At 71.1% G+C, this 18,128-nt stretch carries 17 protein-coding genes and 1 tRNA gene; 13 read left to right on the top strand and 5 right to left on the bottom strand.

Annotation, left to right across the window (positions count from 1 at the left end; translation table 11 throughout):
* Nucleotides 1-6 precede the first annotated feature (6 nt).
* The 7 genes from HPY32_RS04085 to HPY32_RS04115 are packed head-to-tail and all read left to right on the top strand — an operon-like array spanning nucleotide 7 to nucleotide 6,468.
* A complete protein-coding gene (locus HPY32_RS04085) occupies nucleotides 7-1,725 on the top strand; it encodes an AMP-binding protein (RefSeq protein ID WP_067583495.1) in 1,719 nt (572 codons plus the stop codon).
* Nucleotides 1,722-1,943, top strand: a complete 222-nt coding sequence (locus tag HPY32_RS04090) for a phosphopantetheine-binding protein (RefSeq protein WP_067583497.1) — start codon at nucleotides 1,722-1,724, stop codon at nucleotides 1,941-1,943. Before HPY32_RS04085 ends, HPY32_RS04090 begins: the two co-directional genes overlap by 4 nt.
* A complete protein-coding gene (locus HPY32_RS04095) occupies nucleotides 1,940-3,346 on the top strand; it encodes a flavin monoamine oxidase family protein (protein WP_082870981.1) in 1,407 nt (468 codons plus the stop codon). Before HPY32_RS04090 ends, HPY32_RS04095 begins: the two co-directional genes overlap by 4 nt.
* On the top strand, nucleotides 3,343-4,749 hold the full coding sequence (locus tag HPY32_RS04100; RefSeq protein WP_067583499.1) for a KamA family radical SAM protein: 1,407 nt from the start codon (nucleotides 3,343-3,345) through the stop codon (nucleotides 4,747-4,749). The genes HPY32_RS04095 and HPY32_RS04100 overlap by 4 nt, the downstream gene beginning before the upstream one ends.
* The gene (locus HPY32_RS04105; RefSeq protein ID WP_067583501.1) at nucleotides 4,746-5,225 is read left to right on the top strand and encodes an FAS1-like dehydratase domain-containing protein; all 480 of its coding nucleotides are present in this window, start codon (nucleotides 4,746-4,748) and stop codon (nucleotides 5,223-5,225) included. Before HPY32_RS04100 ends, HPY32_RS04105 begins: the two co-directional genes overlap by 4 nt.
* Nucleotides 5,222-5,683 carry a MaoC/PaaZ C-terminal domain-containing protein gene (locus HPY32_RS04110; protein WP_082870982.1) on the top strand — a complete coding sequence of 154 codons (462 nt, stop codon included), beginning with the start codon at nucleotides 5,222-5,224 and terminating at the stop codon, nucleotides 5,681-5,683. The genes HPY32_RS04105 and HPY32_RS04110 overlap by 4 nt, the downstream gene beginning before the upstream one ends.
* A complete protein-coding gene (locus HPY32_RS04115) occupies nucleotides 5,680-6,468 on the top strand; it encodes an AfsR/SARP family transcriptional regulator (RefSeq protein ID WP_171982710.1) in 789 nt (262 codons plus the stop codon). Before HPY32_RS04110 ends, HPY32_RS04115 begins: the two co-directional genes overlap by 4 nt.
* Nucleotides 6,469-6,836: 368 nt before the next feature.
* Here the strand turns inward: HPY32_RS04115 and HPY32_RS04120 are convergent.
* Both HPY32_RS04120 and HPY32_RS04125 read right to left on the bottom strand, forming a co-directional pair.
* A tRNA-Gly gene (locus HPY32_RS04120) sits at nucleotides 6,837-6,921 on the bottom strand.
* A 37-nt stretch (nucleotides 6,922-6,958) separates the two neighbouring features.
* Nucleotides 6,959-7,960: a DUF2156 domain-containing protein gene (locus HPY32_RS04125; protein ID WP_067583505.1), complete on the bottom strand. Its 1,002-nt coding sequence runs from the start codon at nucleotides 7,958-7,960 to the stop codon at nucleotides 6,959-6,961.
* Nucleotides 7,961-8,076: 116 nt separating this feature from the next.
* Here HPY32_RS04125 and HPY32_RS04130 point away from each other — a divergent pair, with 116 nt between their 5' ends.
* The 5 genes from HPY32_RS04130 to HPY32_RS04150 are packed head-to-tail and all read left to right on the top strand — an operon-like array spanning nucleotide 8,077 to nucleotide 13,119.
* A complete protein-coding gene (locus tag HPY32_RS04130; RefSeq protein WP_067583507.1) occupies nucleotides 8,077-9,711 on the top strand; it encodes an aldehyde dehydrogenase family protein in 1,635 nt (544 codons plus the stop codon).
* The gene (locus tag HPY32_RS04135) at nucleotides 9,711-10,847 is read left to right on the top strand and encodes an acyl-CoA dehydrogenase family protein (protein WP_067583509.1); all 1,137 of its coding nucleotides are present in this window, start codon (nucleotides 9,711-9,713) and stop codon (nucleotides 10,845-10,847) included. The genes HPY32_RS04130 and HPY32_RS04135 overlap by 1 nt, the downstream gene beginning before the upstream one ends.
* A 10-nt stretch (nucleotides 10,848-10,857) precedes the next feature.
* On the top strand, nucleotides 10,858-12,108 hold the full coding sequence (locus HPY32_RS04140) for an aspartate aminotransferase family protein (RefSeq protein ID WP_067583511.1): 1,251 nt from the start codon (nucleotides 10,858-10,860) through the stop codon (nucleotides 12,106-12,108).
* Nucleotides 12,109-12,123: 15 nt separating this feature from the next.
* Nucleotides 12,124-12,621, top strand: a complete 498-nt coding sequence (locus HPY32_RS45565) for an SRPBCC family protein (RefSeq protein ID WP_067583513.1) — start codon at nucleotides 12,124-12,126, stop codon at nucleotides 12,619-12,621.
* Nucleotides 12,622-12,624: 3 nt separating this feature from the next.
* The gene (locus HPY32_RS04150) at nucleotides 12,625-13,119 is read left to right on the top strand and encodes a hypothetical protein (RefSeq protein ID WP_067583516.1); all 495 of its coding nucleotides are present in this window, start codon (nucleotides 12,625-12,627) and stop codon (nucleotides 13,117-13,119) included.
* Here HPY32_RS04150 and HPY32_RS04155 read toward each other — a convergent pair.
* Nucleotides 13,085-13,711, bottom strand: coding sequence for a TetR/AcrR family transcriptional regulator (locus HPY32_RS04155; protein WP_067583519.1), 627 nt, complete (start codon nucleotides 13,709-13,711; stop codon nucleotides 13,085-13,087). The genes HPY32_RS04150 and HPY32_RS04155 overlap by 35 nt on opposite strands.
* A gap of 93 nt (nucleotides 13,712-13,804) precedes the next feature.
* Here HPY32_RS04155 and HPY32_RS04160 point away from each other — a divergent pair, with 93 nt between their 5' ends.
* The gene (locus HPY32_RS04160) at nucleotides 13,805-16,078 is read left to right on the top strand and encodes an MMPL family transporter (RefSeq protein ID WP_067585750.1); all 2,274 of its coding nucleotides are present in this window, start codon (nucleotides 13,805-13,807) and stop codon (nucleotides 16,076-16,078) included.
* Here HPY32_RS04160 and HPY32_RS04165 read toward each other — a convergent pair.
* Nucleotides 16,018-16,785 (bottom strand): metallophosphoesterase family protein, encoded by a 768-nt coding sequence (locus HPY32_RS04165; RefSeq protein WP_067583522.1) that lies wholly within the window; start codon nucleotides 16,783-16,785, stop codon nucleotides 16,018-16,020. The genes HPY32_RS04160 and HPY32_RS04165 overlap by 61 nt on opposite strands.
* Before the next feature lie 54 nt (nucleotides 16,786-16,839).
* Nucleotides 16,840-18,105: a YhgE/Pip domain-containing protein gene (locus tag HPY32_RS04170; RefSeq protein WP_082870984.1), complete on the bottom strand. Its 1,266-nt coding sequence runs from the start codon at nucleotides 18,103-18,105 to the stop codon at nucleotides 16,840-16,842.
* Between the last annotated feature and the right edge of the window lie 23 nt (nucleotides 18,106-18,128).

The following is an 18,128-nucleotide window of genomic DNA, read 5'->3' on the forward strand; positions in this document are numbered from 1 at the left end:
GATGCGATGAGCCCCAAGACGATTGCACACACCCGGCCCGCCACCGATCTGCTGGCCGACTTCGCCGCCGCCGTCCGCCGCCACCCCGACCGCCCCGCCCTGGTACACGGCGACACCATCCTGACCTACCGCGACCTCGACACCCGAGTCCGCATCGCCGCCGCCCACCTGGGCCCAACCCCCGGCATAGTAGGCGTCCTGGCCTCCCACACCCCCGCCACCATCATCCAAATCCTGGCCATCCTCACCGCAGGCGGCGCCTACTGCCCCTTGGACAACACCCTCCCCCCAGCCCGCAAACACTCCCTGGCCACCACCATCGGCGCCGAGTACCTACTCTCCGCCACCCCGAACCCGGTTGCCCCACCGGGCATTCCGATAGTCGACACAATGTCGACGCCCCCCACTGACGCACCGGCCCGTTCGTCCGCCGACGCACCGGCTAGCTCGCCCGCCGACATACCGGCCCGCCCGCACGATGTGATTCCGGCATGCTTTTGGCCGGAATCTACTGGTACGCAGCGGGTTGCGATTGATCCCGGCCAAAAGCACGCCGGGATCACAGGAGGACAGCGTGCCGGGATGATGGGACACCTCGGTAATGGCACCGCGGCCGACCACGGCAGCACCCCGGCCGAGCTTGCGGAGCAGCCCGCCTATGTGCTGTTCACCTCCGGCTCGACCGGGCGGCCCAAGCCTGTCGTCACCCCGCGCCGGGCATTGTCCGCCGCGGTGGGGTCGTTGCGGGCGCTGTTCGAGATCACGCCCGAGGATCGGGTGTTGCAGTTCGCGGCGTTGAGTTGGGATACCTGTTTCGAGGAGATCTTTCCCGCGCTGACCGCCGGTGCGGCAGTGGTTTTCGACGATGACGCGCACAGCGGGTCGTTTCCGCGGTTCCTGCGGGCGGTGGCGGCGCGCGGGGTGACCGTGCTCGACCTGCCCACGGCGATGTGGCACGAGTTGGTGTTGTATTTGCGCGAGGAGGACGCCCGGCTGCCGGAGTGCGTGCGGCTGGTGGTGATCGGCGGGGAGGGGGCCGCGCCGGAGCGGCTGCGGCAGTGGCGGCAGGCCGGTACCGCCGGGATCCGGCTGCTGAACACCTACGGCTGCACCGAAACCACGCTGATCACCCACGCGGCCGAGTTGACCGGGGACGCCGACGATCGGGTCCCGCTGGGCCGGGCGCTGCCGCACGTGCGCGAGCACGTCACCGAGGAGGGTGAGCTGCTGATCGCCGGGCCCGCACTGGCTCTCGGCTATCTCGATCAGCCCGAGCAGACCGCCCGCAGCTTCGAGATCGCCGACCACGGCGACGGGCCGCGCCGCTGGTTCCACACCGGCGACCTGGTGGCCCGCGGCGACGACGGCCTGCTGCATCCGCGCGGGCGGCTCGACGATCAGGTGAAGGTCCGTGGCGTGCGGGTGAATCCGGCCGAGGTGGAGGCGCAACTGACCACCCACCCGGCGGTGACCGCCGCCGTGGTCATCGGCGAACAGCGCCTCGGCCGCACCGCCCTCGTCGCCTACGTCACCGTGCGCTCGCCGGTCGAGCCCGCCGAGCTCACCGCTCACCTGCGCCAGCGGCTGCCCGGCCAGTTCGTGCCCGGCATCGTGAAAATCCTTCCGGCACTGGCCACCACGGCCAGCGGCAAGATCGACCGAGCCGCGGTACAGCGCCGAAGCACCGGCACCATGGATCCACCGAGTCGAGGAGTCGGCCGATGACCGCCGAACGTATCGTCCAGATATTCAGTAGAGTCCTGCAATCCGGGGAAGTGACCGCGACGTCGGACTTCTTCGAGCTCGGCGGCGATTCGCTGCTGGCCACCCGGGTGCTCAGCGCGATCGCCCGGGAGTTCGGCGCCGAGCTGTCGTTCGAGGAGTTCGCCGAGGCTCCGTCGGCCGGCGCCCTGTCGGCCAAGGTCGCGAGCGTGGCCCGATGACCGGGCGGCCGCACCGGGTGATCGTGGTGGGAGCCGGCCTGGCCGGGCTCGTGGCCGCCACCGAATTGGCCTGCGCCGGAACGGATGTGCTCGTGCTGGAGGCCCGCGATCGGGTCGGCGGCCGGGTGCACGGCATCCCGGTCGCGCCGCGGGTGTGCGCCGACGCGGGCGCGGCCTACCTCGGCGTGCGACACACCGAACTGCTGGCGCTGCTCGCCGCGCACGGCCTGGGCACGGCCCCGACCGAGATGGCGGGCGACAGCGTCTTCACCGTCACCGACCGGCGGATGGTGCGCGCCAGCCGGGTGCCGCCGCTGCACGCGGTCGCCCTCGGCGAGCTGTTCGATCGGCTCGAGGATCTGGTCGAGGAGGTCTCGGCCGAGGCCCCCTGGCACGGCCGCGACGCCCAGCGCATGGATCGAACGACGGTGGCGCAGTGGGCTTGCGAACAGCTCACCCATCCCGATGCCCACACCTTCTTCCCCCTGTTCCTCGGCGAGATGATGGCCGCGGACCCGGCGGCGATCTCGGTGCTGCACATGGCCTTCTACCTGCGTTCCGGCGGCGGCATCCGCTACCTCAACGCCTTCGAGGGCGGCGCCCAGCAGTGGCGGGTCGACGGCGGCGCGCAGCGGCTGTGCGAGAGCCTGGCCGCGCCGCTCGCCGATCGGCTGCGGCTGCGCCACCCGGTGCGCGCGGTGCATCAGGGCCCGGACGGCGTTGCGGTGCACTGCGATTCGCCACACGGACCGGTGCGCCACCGCGCGGACGCGGTGGTGATGGCGGTGCCGCCGCTGCTGGCGCAGGCCGTCGACTACCGGCCCGCGCTCGCCGCCCCGCGGGCCACGGCCGTCACCGGTCGCGGCTGCGCGGTGAAGGTGCACCTGATCTACCCCGCGCCGCTGTGGCGCGAGCACGGCCTGTCCGGCTGGTCGGTGAGCGCGCGGGGACCGCTGCTGTCGACGGTGGACGACTCACCGGCGGACGGCTCGGTGGGCGTGCTCACCGGATTCGTCACCGGCGCCGAGGCCACGGCCTTCTCCGCCCTGCCGCCGCAGCGGCAGCGCGCCGAGGTCATCGATCAGGTGCGGCGGACGTTCCCGCAACTGCCGCCGCCCCGCGACTGCCTGGTCACCGACTGGGTCGCCGCCGAATACAGCCGAGGCTGCTACGCCGCCCTGTTCGGGCCCGGCGACTGGCTGCGGCTGGGCCCGGCGCTGCGCGCGCCGCACGGCCGGGTGCACTGGGCGGGCACCGAGACCAGCCCGCGGTTCTTCGGATTGATGGAGGGCGCGATTCGCTCGGGCCGCCGGGTCGCCGACGAACTGCTCGACCGAACATCAAGGGCCGCACCGGAATTCGCTCCCGCGGCCACGGGAATCGGATCGGGGGTGACGTCGTGACGATCGCGACCGACCTGCGGCGCGCGGGCTACGTCGCCGCGACCGACCAGCCGTACCGGTACGTCCGCCCCGAACTGGTGGAACCGGACTGGCGGCGCTTCCCCGCCTGGTCCGAGGTGACGACCGCCCAGTGGCGCGATCCGCAATGGCAGCGCGCGCACTGCGTGAAGAACATCGGCCAGCTGCGGGCGGTGCTCGGCGATCTGCTCGCCGACGAATTCCTCGAGGACCTGGCCGCCGATCAGGCCCGCTACTCCACCATGTCGATGCTGCTGCCGCCGCAGATGCTCAACACCATGGCCCCGGTCGCCCGCCCCGAGCGGCGCGCCTTCACCGAGGCGTTCTATCGGGATCCGGTGCGCCGGTACATGATTCCGGTGCTCAGCGACCGCGACCCGGTGAACTGCTCGCACCCCTACGCGGAGCGCGATTCGCTGCACGAGGCGCAGATGTGGGTGGTGGAGGGGCTGACGCACCGGTATCCGACCAAGGTGCTGGCCGAGCTGGTGTCCACCTGTCCGCAGTACTGCGGGCACTGCACCCGCATGGATCTGGTCGGCAACTCCACGCCGACGGTGTCCAAGACCAAACTGGAACTGCGGCCCGCCGATCGGCAGGACCGGATCCTGCAGTACCTGCGCGACACCCCGTCCGTGCGCGACGTGGTGGTCTCGGGCGGGGATCTGGCGAATGTGCCGTGGCCGCAACTGGAGTCGTTCCTCGAGCGGCTGCTCGCGATCGAGTCGGTGCGCGACATCCGGCTCGCCACCAAGGCGCTCGCGGGCCTGCCGCAGCACTGGCTGCAACCGCGGATCCTCGACGGCGTGACGCGGATCGGGCGCATCGCGGCCGAGCGCGCGGTGAACCTGGCGGTGCACACCCACGTCAACCACGTGCAGTCGGTGACGCCGCTGGTGGCCGAGGCCGCCCGCGCGATGCTGGACGCGGGAATCCGCGACGTCCGCAACCAGGGCGTGCTGCTGCACGGGGTCAACACCACCGTCGACGACCTGCTGGATCTGTGTTTCGCGCTGCAGGGCGAGGCGAATATCCTGCCCTACTACTTCTACATGTGCGACATGATCCCCAATGCCGAGCACTGGCGGATCGCGCTGTGGGAGGCGCAGCAGCTGCAGTCGGCGATCATGGGCTATCTGCCCGGCTATGCGACGCCGCGGCTGGTCTGCGACGTGCCGTACGTGGGCAAGCGGTGGGTGCACCAGGTGTCGCAGTACGACCGGATCCACGGAATCTCGTACTGGACCAAGAACTATCGCACCGGGGTGGACGGGGAGGATTCCGAGGCGCTGATGCGCCGCTACCCGTTCTACGACCCGATCCGGACGCTGCCGTCGCTGGGGCAGCGGTGGTGGCGCACGCATCAGGAAGGGAGCGAGTCATGACCGTGTCGATACGGGGGCCGGAACGGACCGCGGCGCAGTCGTATCCGGTGGCGACCGAGAAGGTTCGCGAATTCGCCGCGGCCATCGGCGACGACGCGCCGATCCGGCACGATCCGGCGGTCGCGAGGGCCGCCGGGTATCCGGGTGTTGTTGCGCCGCCGACGTTTTCGATGGTCGTGCTGCGCCCGCACATCGAGGCGGTGGCGACGGCCGAGCTCGGCATCGATCCGGAGACCGACGCCGTGCTGCACACCGGCCAGCGGTTCGTGTACCACCGGCCGATCTGCGCGGGCGAGCATGTGGACTGCGCGGTGACGATCGAAAACCGCAGGGACACCACGGCTCCGGACGGTGCCCGGGTGACGAAGCTGGATCTGTGCAGCAGGCTGTCGGTGGCGGGGGAGTTACGGATCACCGTGTACACGGCGATGATGGTGCAGTTCGGCACCGTCGGCCGGAACGGGGCGTCGTCATGACCGCCGGTAAATCCGCTGCGGCGGAGACGATTACGGCCGCTCTGGCGGTGGGCGCGACGCTGGAGCCGGTGACCTGCCGCATCGATCGCGCCGATCTGGTGCGGTACGCGGGGGCCTCCGGCGATTTCAATCCGATCCACTGGAGCGAGCGCACCGCCCGCGCGGTGGGGCTGCCGACCGTGCTGGCGCACGGCATGCTGCTCATGGCCCTGGCCGGGCGCGCGGTGGGTCGGTGGACCGACGCGCCGCTGACCTCGTTCGACATGCGGTTCGTGCGACCGGGTTTCGTGCCCGACGACGAGGTGGGCCTGCCGATCGAGATCCGCGGCCGGGTGAGCGAGCGCGACGCCGGGCGGGTCCGCATCGTGCTGACCGTGCACGCCGCGGCGGGCGCGACCCTGGCCCGCGCCGCGGCCGAGGTCGACGAGATGCCCGGTGCGGAACGGGGATTCGCGTGAGCGGGCGGCTCGAGGTCGGGGTGCTCGGCCCGCTGCGGGCGACCGTCGGCGGGGCCGTGGCGCCGCTGGCCGGGACCAAGCTGCGGAGCATGGTGGCGCTGCTCGCCCTCGACTCCGAGCGATTCCTGCGCCGCGACGAACTGATCGAGGAACTGGGCCTGGCCGACACCACCAAGGACGCGGTCAACGCCCTGCACGCGCACGTGGCCCGGCTCCGGCGCTGGCTGCACGAGAACGGTTGCGACACAAGCGCCATCGAGACCGTCGGCTCCGGCTACCGGCTCGCCGTCGACCGCTCGGCCGTCGATGCCCACCGCTTCACCGACGGGGTCACCCACGCCCTCGCCGTCGCCCGCCGCGACGCCCCCGGCGGCCTCGCCGTCCCCTCGGTGGTCGCCACCATGCTGGAAGACGCCCTGTCCCAATGGCGCGGCGACCCCCTGGTCGACGTGGCCGACGGCCCCCGCGCCGCGGCCGCCGCCGACGAACTGCGCCGCCTCCGCACCAGCGCCCGCGAGGTCCTCCTCGACGCCTGGCTGGCCACCGCCCGCCCCCGCGACGTAGCCCTCGCCGCCCCCGCCTTCATCGAAGACGACCCCCTCGACGAACGCCTCCGCGAACAATTCATCCTCGCCCTCCAACGCCTGGGCCGCCACGCCGAAGCCGTAGCCGCCTACCGCTCCGCCGACCACGTCTTCCGCACCGAACTCGGCATCTCCCCGGGCCCAGGCCTCCGCACCCTTCTGCACACCCCGACCCCTCGAGTCCTCGCCACCCACCGGTAGAGATCCCGGCCAAAAGCATGCCGGGAACAAGGTGAAAAGCATGCCGGGAACAAGGTGAGAAGCCGCCGGGAAAATGAGAAGTCATCGGGATCAAGAGAAGCCGCCGGGTTCAAGATAGGAACCCGCCCGGATGGTCCTTCTCCCCAAGGCGCTCCTGTCTCGTTCCAAGGCGCTCCTGTCTCGTTCCCGGCGTGCGCCTTTCATTCCGGCGTGCGCCTCTCCCTTCCTGCGCACGTCCTTCTCTCCCCGCGTGCGCGTCCCCGCGTGCGTCTTTCTTCTCCCGGCGTGCGCCTGTCTCCGCGTGCGTATCTCTTTTCCCGGCATGCGTCCATTTTCTTTTCCCGGCACGCTTTTGGCCGGGATCCAAGCGGAAGGGGCAGGATTCGAACCTGCGTGGGCTATGAGCCCGACCGGCGGGGCCGGTCCTCGTTGGGCCACTTCGAGTACCCTTCCGGGGGTTGAAACAAGTTGCTGGAGAACTCCTTTCGGATCAGATGGCCTTGATGGCGCGGAGGAAGGCGAGGATGCCGCCGGGGGCTACGCGGCCGCGGAAGGCTACGTATTCGGGGATCGTCGCGGTGGGTTGCCATTTGAGTTTGTATTCGAGCTGGGTGGCGGCGGGGTAGAACAGGCCGCCGCGGCGTTCGGCCGCGCGGAGCATGCGGGTGGCGGGGCGGCTGGCGCTGGGGTGCAGGTGCTCGTCGGACAGTCCGGTGAACGGGGTGAAGCCGAAATGTAGCCAGGCGCAGCCGGATTCGCGGAAGCGCTCGATGGCGTGCAGGTTCACCGCCTCCATCACGCCGGGCGGGGCCTCGGGGCGGCGGCGGCTCAGGTCGTGCAGCCACCCGGACCGCGCGCCGAATACCGGTGCGTAGGAGATGTATCCGATCGGCGTGCCGTCGACGGTGCCGAGAAACAGCCTGCGCCACGGCTGGAGCGGCCCGCCGATCTCACCGATCGTGAACGCCAGCTCGTGGGCCCGGCGGCCCTTGCCGCGCAACCACTGCGCGTCGATCGCGGCCAGCGTCTCGGCGTGCGCGACGGGATCGATCTCCTCGATCGTCAGCCCGGCCCGCTTGGCCCGCGAGATCTTGTTGCGCAGCCGCACGAACCGCTTCCCGCCCAGGCTCCAGCCGTTCAGCTCGAGCGCATAGGACGCGCCCAGCTGGTTCACCGAAAACCGGTGCCCGGCATAGAGATCGGCGTCGTCGCGGGGTACCTGCACGGCGACCACGCGCCGCCGGGCCGCCCGCGCCGCGGCGAGGAAGTCCGCCAGCAGCCGCGCCCGGTCCGGCCCCGGAGCGAACGGCCCACCGAACTGCACCCAGTACCACCCCACCCGGCGATAGGCCACGAAGCCGTCGATCCCGGGGGTGGTGAAGCAGGTCTTGTCCCGATTGAGCGCCAGGAAGGCGCTCGGGTTGTCGGTGTGGGCCGCCAGCACCGCGAGCCGACCGGCGTGGTCGGTGTCGAGGGCATCGGATGCGGTCACGGGAATGATTGTGCGCCAAGGGGTCTGACGTAGCCCTGAAGTCGCCCCGGCCGGATTTCAGAACCGTTTCAGCGCCCCGGCCGAGACTGGTCGCGACCGAATCTTGAGGAGACGACATGACAGCGAGCATCACCGAGCAGGGGATCGCCTCCTACGGCAGTTACATCGCGGGCAAGGACGTGCCCGGCGACCACTGGGTGTACGTATTCTCGGCCACGGCGATACTCGAGGACACCTTCGCCATGCTGGCCCTCAAACGCCAACTGGAGCGCGGCGATCCGGCCGCCCCGGCCGAACTGCCGCCCGCGGTGGTCGCGCGGGTGGCGGTCGCCGACGCCGACGCGGTGGCGGATGCGCTGAGCGCCGCCGCGGCCGCCTTCCCGACCTGGCGCGCGTTCCCGCTCGAGGCGCGCTTCGATACCGTCGGCGCCCGCATCCACGCCAATCTCATCGAACACCGCGAGGCGATCGAGCACCTCATGGTCGAGGAGGGCCACCCGATCGCGGTGGCGCGCTTCGAGGTCGGCGCGATCATCGACTCCTACAGCCCGCAGGCCCTGGCGTATCTGCGCGGCCAGCTGTGGTGGGAGACCCGCCGCGACGGACGCCGCATCGTCATCCGCCGCCGCCCCGACGGCGTGGTGTGCGTGAACCCGCCCGCCAACTCGCCGACGGTCAGCGCCGCCTTCTTCGCGGCCGCGGTCCTCGGTGGCAACACCGTGGTGGTGCGGGCCCCGCGCACCGTCCCGCTCAGCATCATGTACACGATGCGCGAGGTGATCGCGCCCGCCCTGGACGCGGTCGGCGCGCCGCCCGGCACCCTGAACGTGGTGTGCGGCCAGCCCGCGCCGATGATGGAGACCTGGCTGAACAGCCCCCACGTCGCCGACATCATCCACGTCGGCAGCGTCGAGAGCGGCCGCAAATACGAACAGCTCTGCGTGGCCGCGGGGAAGAAGCCGATCCTCGAATTGTCCGGCAACGACCTGGTCCTGGTCTGGGCCGACGCCGATCTCCCGGCCGCCGCGGCGGTGCTCGTCGAGAGCTTCTTCGGCTCCGGCCAGATCTGCATGCTGCCCAATCAGGCCCTGGTCCACCCCGCCGTCGCCGACGAGTTGATCGCGCTCATGGTCGAACGGGCCCGCGAGGTCCGCCCCGGCTATCCGGAGGAGCCCGGCGCCCTGCTGGCCCCCGTGCTGCGCCAGGACGGCTACCGCAACGTCCTCGCCGACGCGGTGCGCAAGGGGGCGCGGGTGGTGACCGGCGGCCACGGCATGGACTTCGACGGCAATCGCGACGAGCGCGGATTCTTCCTGGCGCCCACCATCGTTCGCGTCGACGGCCTGGCCGCCGCCCGCGAGGTCGACGCCGTCGCGCACGAGACGTTCTTCCCGCTGCTGCCCGTCGTGGTGCCCGATCCCGCCGACGAGTCGCGGCTGCTCGACGAGTTCGTCGACTTCGCCAACTCCAATCCCTACGGCCTGCGCAACTCGCTGTGGGCGCGCGATCCCGCGGTGATCGACCGGTTCCTGCGCGACGTCGACAACGGCGGCGTGCTGAAGATCAACGACTCGCACCTGGGCTATCTGGCCCCGCTCGCCCCGCAGGGCGGCACCGGCGTCACCGGCGGCGTGTTCGGCGAGGCGAGCTATCCCGTGCTGCGCACCACCCGGTTGCAGAGCGTCGCGATCGTCGAATCCGGTTCGGGCACACCGGCCATCGTTCCCGCTCCGCTCGGAGGTGAATCCTGATGTACACCCTGGATCGCGCCCGGTCCCGCTGCGAGGCGCTGCTGCCGGGCCTGCTCGGCAAACTGGCGGAGGTGCCGCTGCTGGACTGGGAGCAGCCCGGCAATCCGGGCCTGGACCTGTTCCGCGGCTGCGGCGGGCCGGGGCTGGTCATCCCGAAAGAGTATGGGGGCCTGGGTGGTTCGGCGGCCGACGCGGTGGAGGTGTTGCGCGCCATCGGCGCGGCGTCCCCCTCGCTCGCGGTCGCGACCGCCATGCACCACTTCTCGCTGGCGAGCCTGTTCGCCGTCACCGACACCCTCGAACCCAGCCCGGAGGAGCGCGCCCTGCTGGCCGCCATCGCCGACCAGAACCTGCTGGTCGCTTCGGGATTCGCGGAGGGCAGGCCCGGCCAGGGCGTGCTGTCGCCGCTCATGACCGGGGTGCGCGACCAAGGCGGCATCCGGGTGTCGGGCGCGAAGAAGCCGTGCAGCATGTCGCGCTCGATGGATCTGTTCAGCGCCAGCGTCGCCGTGCCGACCGACAACGGCGGCAGCGAACTGAAACTCATGCTGGTCCCGGCCGCCACGCCCGGCGTCTCCGTGCACCCGTTCTGGCAGGCGCCGGTGCTGACCGGCGCCGAGAGCGACGAGGTGCGCCTCGAGGACGTCTTCGTCGACGACCGGCTGCTGGTCGACGCCGAGATCGGCGACAGCGGCGAACTCGACGCGCTGCAGACGGTCGGCTTCATCTGGTTCGAGGTGCTCATCACCTCCTGCTACCTGGGCATGGCCAGCGCGCTCGCCGAGCGCGCCTTCGCCGACTCCCGCCGCGGCACCGAACTGCTGTCGGCGCTGGGCGTGCGGCTGGAAACGGCCGCGCTGCTGCTGGATTCGGTCGCCCGCAGGCTCGTGACCGACGAGCCCGACAACCGGCTGCTGACGCTGGCCGTGACCGCCCGCTACGGCGCGCAGGACGCGATCACCGACGCGGTCGCGCTCGCGGTCGAGGCGCTGGGCGGCATCGCGTTCATCGGCGGGCAGGAGGTCGCCTATCTGGCCACCGCCACCCGCTGCGTCACCTTCCATCCCCCGACCCGGGTCAGCACCCACGCCGCCCTGGCGGCGGCGCTGCGCGGCGGCGTGCTGCGGCTGTCGTAGAGGAGTCCCGATGACAACAACGGATACCGTCGATCCCGCCTGGGTCGCCGATCGATACCGGCGCTCCCTGTCGGCCGGGCGGGCCCGGTTGGCCGCCATGCTCGGCGGTCAGGTCGAGGTCCACTCCGAGGGCGCCTGGCTCACCACCAGCGACGGCGAGCGCTACCTGAACGCCGGGGGTTACGCCGTACTCTTCACCGGCGCACGCCATCCCCTCGTCGTGGAGGAGGTGCAGCGGCAGCTGCACACCCATCCGGTGGGCACCCGGCTGTTCCTGGAGCCCACCGCCGCCCGCGCCGCCGAGGCACTGCTCGGCGTGGCGCCCGCGGGACTGGAGCGGGTGTACTTCGGCTGCACCGGCGCCGAGGCGGTGGAGACGGCGATCAAGCTGGCGCGCGTCAACGGCCGCCGCCGACTCATCGCCACCACGGGCGGCTTCCACGGCAAAACCCTGGGGGCGCTGTCGATTACCGGCCGCCCCGCCTTCCAGGACCCGTTCCGCCCGCTGCTGCCCGGCGTGGTCACCGTGCCCTACGGCGACACCGGCGCGTTGGCCGCGGAACTGGAACGCTACCCCGGCGAGGCGTGCGTGGTGCTCGAACCGGTGCAGGGCGAGAACGGCGTGGTGATCCCGCCGCCCGGCTATCTGACGTCGGTGCGCGCGCTGTGCTCGGAATACGGTGCGCTGCTGGTGGTCGACGAGATCCAGACCGGCCTCGGCCGCCTCGGCGCGTGGTGGGGCTGCGACCGGGAGCGGGTGCGCCCCGACATCCTGCTGTCCGGAAAATGCCTGGGCGGCGGCGTGATTCCGGTCTCGGCGGTGCTCGCCCCGCCCGAGGTGTTCGCCCCGCTGGACCGCGACCCGTTCCTGCACACCTCCACCTTCTCCGCGGTGCCCATCGCCATGGCCGCGGTGTGCGGGGCGATCCGGGCGATCACCGAGGACGACCTGGTGGCCCGGGCGGCCGCCCTCGGCACGCGACTGCGCGACGGCCTCACCGAGATCGCCGCGCGCCGCCTCGCCGCGCACGGTTGCCGGGTGCGCGGGCAGGGCCTGCTGATCGGCGTGGAACTGGCCGACCCCGGCCTGACCGGCGCGCTGCTGGTCGAACTGGTGGCCCGGCACGTGGTGGCGAACCTGTCGCTGAACTGCGACCGGGTGCTGCGCCTGACCCCGCCCGCGGTGCTCACCGACGCCGAGGCGGATCTGTTGCTCGAGACCTTCGACGAGGCCGCGAGCTCACCCGTGTTCCGACATTGAGAACGGAAGTGGACCATGCGAACTGCCGAACTGCACCTGCGTTCGGAACGCGTCGACGCCGACGAGGCGTTCCGGCGCGTGGGCAGGCTGGAGAACTATGCCGCGATGTCCGAGGACGTCCACTCGGTGGTCGTCCATCCGGGCGCCGACGGCGCGCCCGCGACCAGCGACTGGGAGGTGTTCTTCCGCAACGGCCCGCTGCGCTGGACGGAAGTCGACTACTTCCAGCCCGACCGGCGGCGGATCGTCTTCGAACAGACCGCGGGCGATTTCGATATGTTCCGCGGCTCGTGGCGGATCGAGCCGGACGGTCTCGGCTGCGACCTGTATTTCGAGACCACCTTCGATTTCGGTATCGACAGCCTCGCCGGAATCATGGAGCCGCTGGCGGCGAAGGTACTCAAGGAGGGGCTGGCGGTCGCGGTGCTGCGGCTGCTCGGCGACGGGGAGGTCATCGACGACCCGACGGTCGCCGCGGTGGTGGCCGACCGGATCGCGGTAGCGGGGAGCTGAGACATGGACGCCTACAACCACTTCGAGAGCGACATCACCTTCAAACTGACCCGGCTGGAGAATCTGGTCGCCCTGTTCGTCTCGCTGGCGCTGTTCATCGCGCACATCGGCGAGGTGCGCTGGCTGCCCGCGGTGCTGCTGTTCGTCTACATCGACGTGATCGGCTACATCCCCGGCCTCATCGCCGAGCGGCGCTCGCTGGCCAGTGGGGGCGACGGCCGCATCTCGAAGGTCTACTACGTGCTCTACAACGTCATGCACACCTGGATCACGCAGGCCGTGGTGATCGGCCTGTGGGGCTGGATCTTCGGGTTCGAGTGGGCGCTGCTGGTGATCCCCATCCACCTGTGCGGGGACCGCTCGGTCTTCGGGAACTCGTTGAAACCGTTCAGCATTCCCTTCGACAGCAAGGGCCCCATCCCGGAGTTCGCCGATTTCCGCGGCCGCCTCGCGGGCGGTGTGCTCACCGGTCCTCGGGCCGAACGAACAGCCCGGTGATCATCCGATCCACCACCCGGGTCGCCGCCTCGCTCGCCGCGTCGGGGTCCGGATCCGCCGAGATCGCCCCCGCCGCCGCGAGCAGCAGCCCGTATACGATGCGCGCGGTCAGCGGGATCGGCAGCTCCGGCCGCAGCTGGCCGCGCTCGGCGATGGTGGTCAGCTGCGCCCGGATCAGCGGCAGCACCTGACCCTCGTCGACCCGGCGGATGCGCTCGCTGCCCAGCACGGCCGGACCCTGTTGCAGCAGCGAGCGTTTCACCGGGTCGGTGCCGAACAGGGTGAGCATCTCGGTCGCCCCGGCCAGCGCGAAGGCGCGGCCGTCGAAGCCGTCCTGGCGCTGCGAGTCGGCGGTGCGGGCCACGACCTGCTCTATCCCGGAACGCAATTCGCTGCGTAGCACCTCCTCGAAGATCGCGCGCTTGTCCGCGAAGTGGTGGTACACCGCGCCCTTGCTGACCCGGGCCGCCGCGGCGATGGCATCGATCGAGGCGTCGGCATAGCCCGGATCGACGAACAGGGTGCGGGCGGAATCCACGATCGCGGCCCGGGTGAGGGCCGCGTATTCCTCGCGTCGAGTCTTGACCACCATAGTGACCCAAATTATATTACCGACTATCGGTATGTCGATGAACCATCGGTCGGTCGTCTGCCGGTGGATGCGTCTGCGACGGGGAGGCTGACCGTGCTCTTCACTGGACTGGCTCGACTCGCCCTGCGGGCGCCGCGGCGGGTGCTCGGGGTGGCCACGCTGCTGCTGCTCGTGGCCGGTGTGTTCGGCCTGCCGATCGCCGAGCAGCTCCCGGCGGGCGGCTACGACGATCCGCGGTCGGAGTGGTCGCGCAGCGAGCAGGCGCTCGCGCGGGACTTCGGCGTCGGCGGCATCTCGGTCGTGTTCACCGTGTCCGCCCCCGGCGGCGTCGACAGCCCGCCCGCCCAGGCCGCGGGCCGCCGCATCGCCGACACGCTGCAACGGTCGGGCGTGGTCGACGAGATCATCTCGTACTGGTCGGTGCCGCAACCCTTCTCGGCGCCGCTGGTCAGCGCCGATCGGCACACCGGGCTGGTCACCGCGCTGGTGGCCGGGTCCGACGGGCAGGCGCCGGTGCGCGCCCGCGCCCTCGCCGCGGAACTGGGCGGCACGGCCGACGGCGTGCGTGTGCAGGCGGGCGGCCAGGCCGTCGCCATGGACGACATCAACCGGCAGTCGCGCCAGGACCTGATCCGCATCGAGGCCCTCGCGATCCCGTTCACCTTCCTCGTGCTGGTCTGGATCTTCGGCAGCGCGGTGGCGGCGCTGCTGCCGCTGCTGATCTCGGCGTTCTCCATCGGCATCTCGACGGCGCTGCTGCGGGCGCTCAACCAGTTCACCGACGTGTCGATCTTCGCGCTCAACATCACCGTGGCGCTGGGAATGGCGCTGGCGGTGGACTATTCGCTGTTCATCGTGAGCCGTTATCGCGAGGAGGTGGCGCAGGGCGCGCCCCGGGAGCAGGCGCTGCGGCGCACGATGGCGACGGCCGGGCGCACGGTCACCTATTCGGCGCTGACGCTGATTCTCACGGTGTCCATGATGCTGATCTTCCCGATGTACTTCATGAAGTCGATCGCCTACGCCGGGCTGATCGGCGTGTCGATGAGCCTGCTGGGCGCGCTGGTGGTGGCGCCCGCGCTGCTGGTGCTGCTCGGCGACCGGATCGACAGCGCCGATCTGCGCGGGCCGGTGCGCCGCCTGTTCGGGCGGGCGCCGCATCCGCCGCGCCGCACCCCGGAGCAGACCCGCTGGTATCGCATCGCCGGATTCGCGGTCGACCACGCGGTCCCGGTGGCGGTGCTGATCACCGCGCTGTTCGTGCTGCTGGGCCTGCCCGCGCTGGGCATCAAGCTGGGCTACCCCGACGATCGCGTGCTGCCGGACGCGGCGGCGGCCCGCCAGGTGGGCGATGTGATGCGCGCGGAGTTCCGCCAGAACGTGGCCGGGACGGTGCGCGTGGTGCTGCCCGACGGCATCGGGCCCGGCGACGCGCTCGACCGCTACGCCGCGGCGCTGTCGCGGGTGCCCGACGTCACCGGTGTCAGCGCGCCCGACGGCATCTATGTCGGCGGAAACCGGCTCGGCACGGTGAGTTTCGGCTCCGGGCAGCGCGGCGACGCCGCCTACCTCTCGGTGGCGACCTCGCGCGACCCGTACTCCGCCGCCGGGAAGGATCAGCTCGCGGCGCTGAAATCGGTGCCCGCCCCGGCCCCCGTGCTGTTCGGCGGGCTCGCGCAGCGCGATCAGGACAATGTCGCGGGCATCGTCGGCCGGGTGCCGCTGGTGCTGGCGCTGGTCGCGCTGGTGACCTTCGTGCTGATGTTCCTGTTCACCGGCAGCCTGGTGCTGCCGATCAAGGCGCTGATCATGAATCTGCTGGCGCTGGGCGTCTGCTTCGGCGCGATGGTGTGGATCTTCCAGGACGGCCACCTGGGCGCGCTGGGCACGCTCAGCACCGGGGCCACCTTCGCGGCCATGCCGCCGCTGATCGCCTGCACGGCCTTCGGATTGTCCATGGACTACGAGCTTTTCGTGCTGTCGCGGATGCGGGAGGAGTGGTTGCGCGGGAAGGGCGATACCCGGCGGTGGGTGGCCATGGGCCTGGGCCGCACCGGCGCGATCGTCACCGCGGCCGCCACCGTCATGGCGGTGGTGTTCTGCGCGATCATCGCCTCGCAGGTCTCGTTCATGCGCGCGTTCGGCGTCGGCCTCACCCTCACCGTGCTGATGGACGCCTTCCTCATTCGCATCCTGCTCATTCCGGCGTTCATGCGGCTGCTCGGCCGGGCCAACTGGTGGGCGCCCGGTCCGCTGGCGCACTGGCATACCCGCATCGGCCTGCGCGAGGGCGAGGCCGCCGACGATCAGGCGGTCGGCGAATCCCGCCTGCCCGCAACCGATTCCAGCGGGATGGCGAGTTCGTAAACGGCGAAGGGCGCGCCCAGCACCGGCTGGGCGACATTGCGCACCGGAATGCCGCCCGGCGTGACGCCGCATTCGGTGCCCAGATGCGCGTGCCCGTGCACGGCCAGATCCGCGCCGCAGTCGTCGACGGCCTCGCCGAGCAGATACGAGCCCAGGAACGGATAGATCTCGCGGGGCTCGCCGTGCAGGGTGTCGGCGGCGGGGGCGTAGTGGGTGAGGGCCACGGTCACGTCGGTGTTCAACTCGCCCAGCGCCTTTCGCAGCTCCCGCGCGAGATCGGCGGTGTGCCCGGCGAATTCGCGCATGAGACGCTCGCCGAAGGCGCTGGCACACCGGCCCGCGAAACCGCCGCCGAACCCCTTCACCCCGGCCACGCCGAGGGTGTGGCCGTCGACGCACACCGTGGCCGAGCCGCCCTCCAACATCGTGATGCCGTATCCGGTCAGCAGGGCGGCGACCTCGTCCTGCCGATCGCTGTGATGGTCGTGATTGCCGAGCACCGCCAGTACCGGCACCCCGAGATCCGCGAATTCCGCGCCGACCACGGCGGCCTCGTCGAGCGTGCCGTGCCGGGTGAGATCGCCCGCCAGCAACAGCACGTCGGCGCACTCGGGCAGCCGCGCGAGCGCGGGCCGCAGCAGCCCCGCCGAGCCGGTTCCCAGGTGGACATCACCGACCGCTGCGACGCGGATTCGTGCGCGGTTCATACCCGAGGCTTACCCGTGCCGGAACGCGACAAACTGGCCGACGCGGTCTGCGGCTCAGGCGGTTTCGTCGGCGGGCTCGTCGCGGTGCCGGGCCGCCCGCACCCGGTCGTAGCCGACGGTGGCCAGCACCCCGAGCACGACGGCCAGGCCGACGCCGAGCGTGCACATGGCCACCGCCCGGGTGAGCCCGGCCGCGGCGCGGGCGTCGAAGTAGAGGATCGAGCGCACCCCGAGAAACACCTGGTGCATCGGCTCGAACCGGGACAGCACTCCGTACAGCCGGGGCGTGGCCTGCACGGGCATGATCCCGCCCGAGGACGGCAGGCCCAGCGCGATGAACAGCAGCATGTTGACCGGCATGCCGAGGGTGTTGAGCACCGGTGCCCGCAGCGCGGTCGCCACCGTCGCCACCACGGTGAGGTTGGCCAGAGCGGTCATCCCGATCGCCAGCGACGCGAAGGCGCTGAAGCAGTACAGGATGAGGTGATGGGCGACGGGCATGCCCAGCCCGGTGGCGATCGCCTGATACAGCCCCGCCATCACCAGCGCGACCACACCGATGAGCGCCCACTTGAACAGCAGTGCCTTCCACCGGGATACGGGCGGACCGTCCGCGAGCGCGGTGTCGACCCCGACGTAGACCATCATGCTGCTCGTGAAGCCCGCGAACACCACCAGCAGCGTGAAATAGAAGGCCGAGATCCCGTTGGCCGTGCCCTCCGGCAGCGGATCGTAAGGAGTGGTCGTGATGCGGAGGGGCGTGCCGAGCGTCACCAGCGCCGCCTCCGACAGCGGCACCCCGTTCGCGCGCGCCCGCTCCAGGGTGCGCGCGCCGAGGGCGGCGTTCACGTGGTCCAGGGCCGGGGTGATCAGGCCCTGGGTGATCGTGACCGCGGTCGTTCCCGCCCGCGGATTGGTGTGGACCTCGACGGTCGGCGGCATGCCGCGCTCGGTGGCCGGGCGCACCAGGGCGTCCAGACGCGCGCTGAAGTCGGCGGGAATCACGATCTCGCCGTACGTATTTCCCAGCGACAGCTGCCGCTCGGCCTCGGCGGCATCGGTAACCTGCAGGCGCACTCGGCCATCCGGTAGCGCGGCGACGATCTCGTCGGCGACGGCCCGCCCGTGGTCGCCCCGGTCGTTGTTCACCAGCACCAGCGGAAAGTCGTGCAGATTCCGCTCGGGATCGAGAACGCTCCCCAGATACGACATCGCCAGCAGGCTCAGCAATCCCATCGCCACCACGACCGGGATCGCCCACAGCTTGTGATCCCACCGCGAGGGACCATTCGGCTCCGCCCCCGACTCCGCAGACGTCACGGCCCCGACGCTATCAGCACCTT

Origin of the sequence: Nocardia terpenica (assembly GCF_013186535.1) — a bacterium.
GTDB classification, from domain to species: Bacteria; Actinomycetota; Actinomycetes; order Mycobacteriales; family Mycobacteriaceae; genus Nocardia; species Nocardia terpenica.

Excerpts from the sequence above, each read along its gene's own strand:
- HPY32_RS04105 (WP_067583501.1), top strand. The coding sequence starts at position 4,746 with ATGACCGTGTCGATACGGGGGCCGGAACGGACCGCGGCGCAGTCGTAT.
- HPY32_RS04110 (WP_082870982.1), top strand. The coding sequence starts at position 5,222 with ATGACCGCCGGTAAATCCGCTGCGGCGGAGACGATTACGGCCGCTCTG.
- HPY32_RS04140 (WP_067583511.1), top strand. The coding sequence starts at position 10,858 with ATGACAACAACGGATACCGTCGATCCCGCCTGGGTCGCCGATCGATAC.
- HPY32_RS04155 (WP_067583519.1), bottom strand. The coding sequence starts at position 13,711 with ATGGTGGTCAAGACTCGACGCGAGGAATACGCGGCCCTCACCCGGGCC.
- HPY32_RS45565 (WP_067583513.1), top strand. The coding sequence starts at position 12,124 with ATGCGAACTGCCGAACTGCACCTGCGTTCGGAACGCGTCGACGCCGAC.
- HPY32_RS04150 (WP_067583516.1), top strand. The coding sequence starts at position 12,625 with ATGGACGCCTACAACCACTTCGAGAGCGACATCACCTTCAAACTGACC.
- HPY32_RS04165 (WP_067583522.1), bottom strand. The coding sequence starts at position 16,785 with ATGAACCGCGCACGAATCCGCGTCGCAGCGGTCGGTGATGTCCACCTG.
- HPY32_RS04135 (WP_067583509.1), top strand. The coding sequence starts at position 9,711 with ATGTACACCCTGGATCGCGCCCGGTCCCGCTGCGAGGCGCTGCTGCCG.
- HPY32_RS04095 (WP_082870981.1), top strand. The coding sequence starts at position 1,940 with ATGACCGGGCGGCCGCACCGGGTGATCGTGGTGGGAGCCGGCCTGGCC.
- HPY32_RS04090 (WP_067583497.1), top strand. The coding sequence starts at position 1,722 with ATGACCGCCGAACGTATCGTCCAGATATTCAGTAGAGTCCTGCAATCC.
- HPY32_RS04130 (WP_067583507.1), top strand. The coding sequence starts at position 8,077 with ATGACAGCGAGCATCACCGAGCAGGGGATCGCCTCCTACGGCAGTTAC.
- HPY32_RS04085 (WP_067583495.1), top strand. The coding sequence starts at position 7 with ATGAGCCCCAAGACGATTGCACACACCCGGCCCGCCACCGATCTGCTG.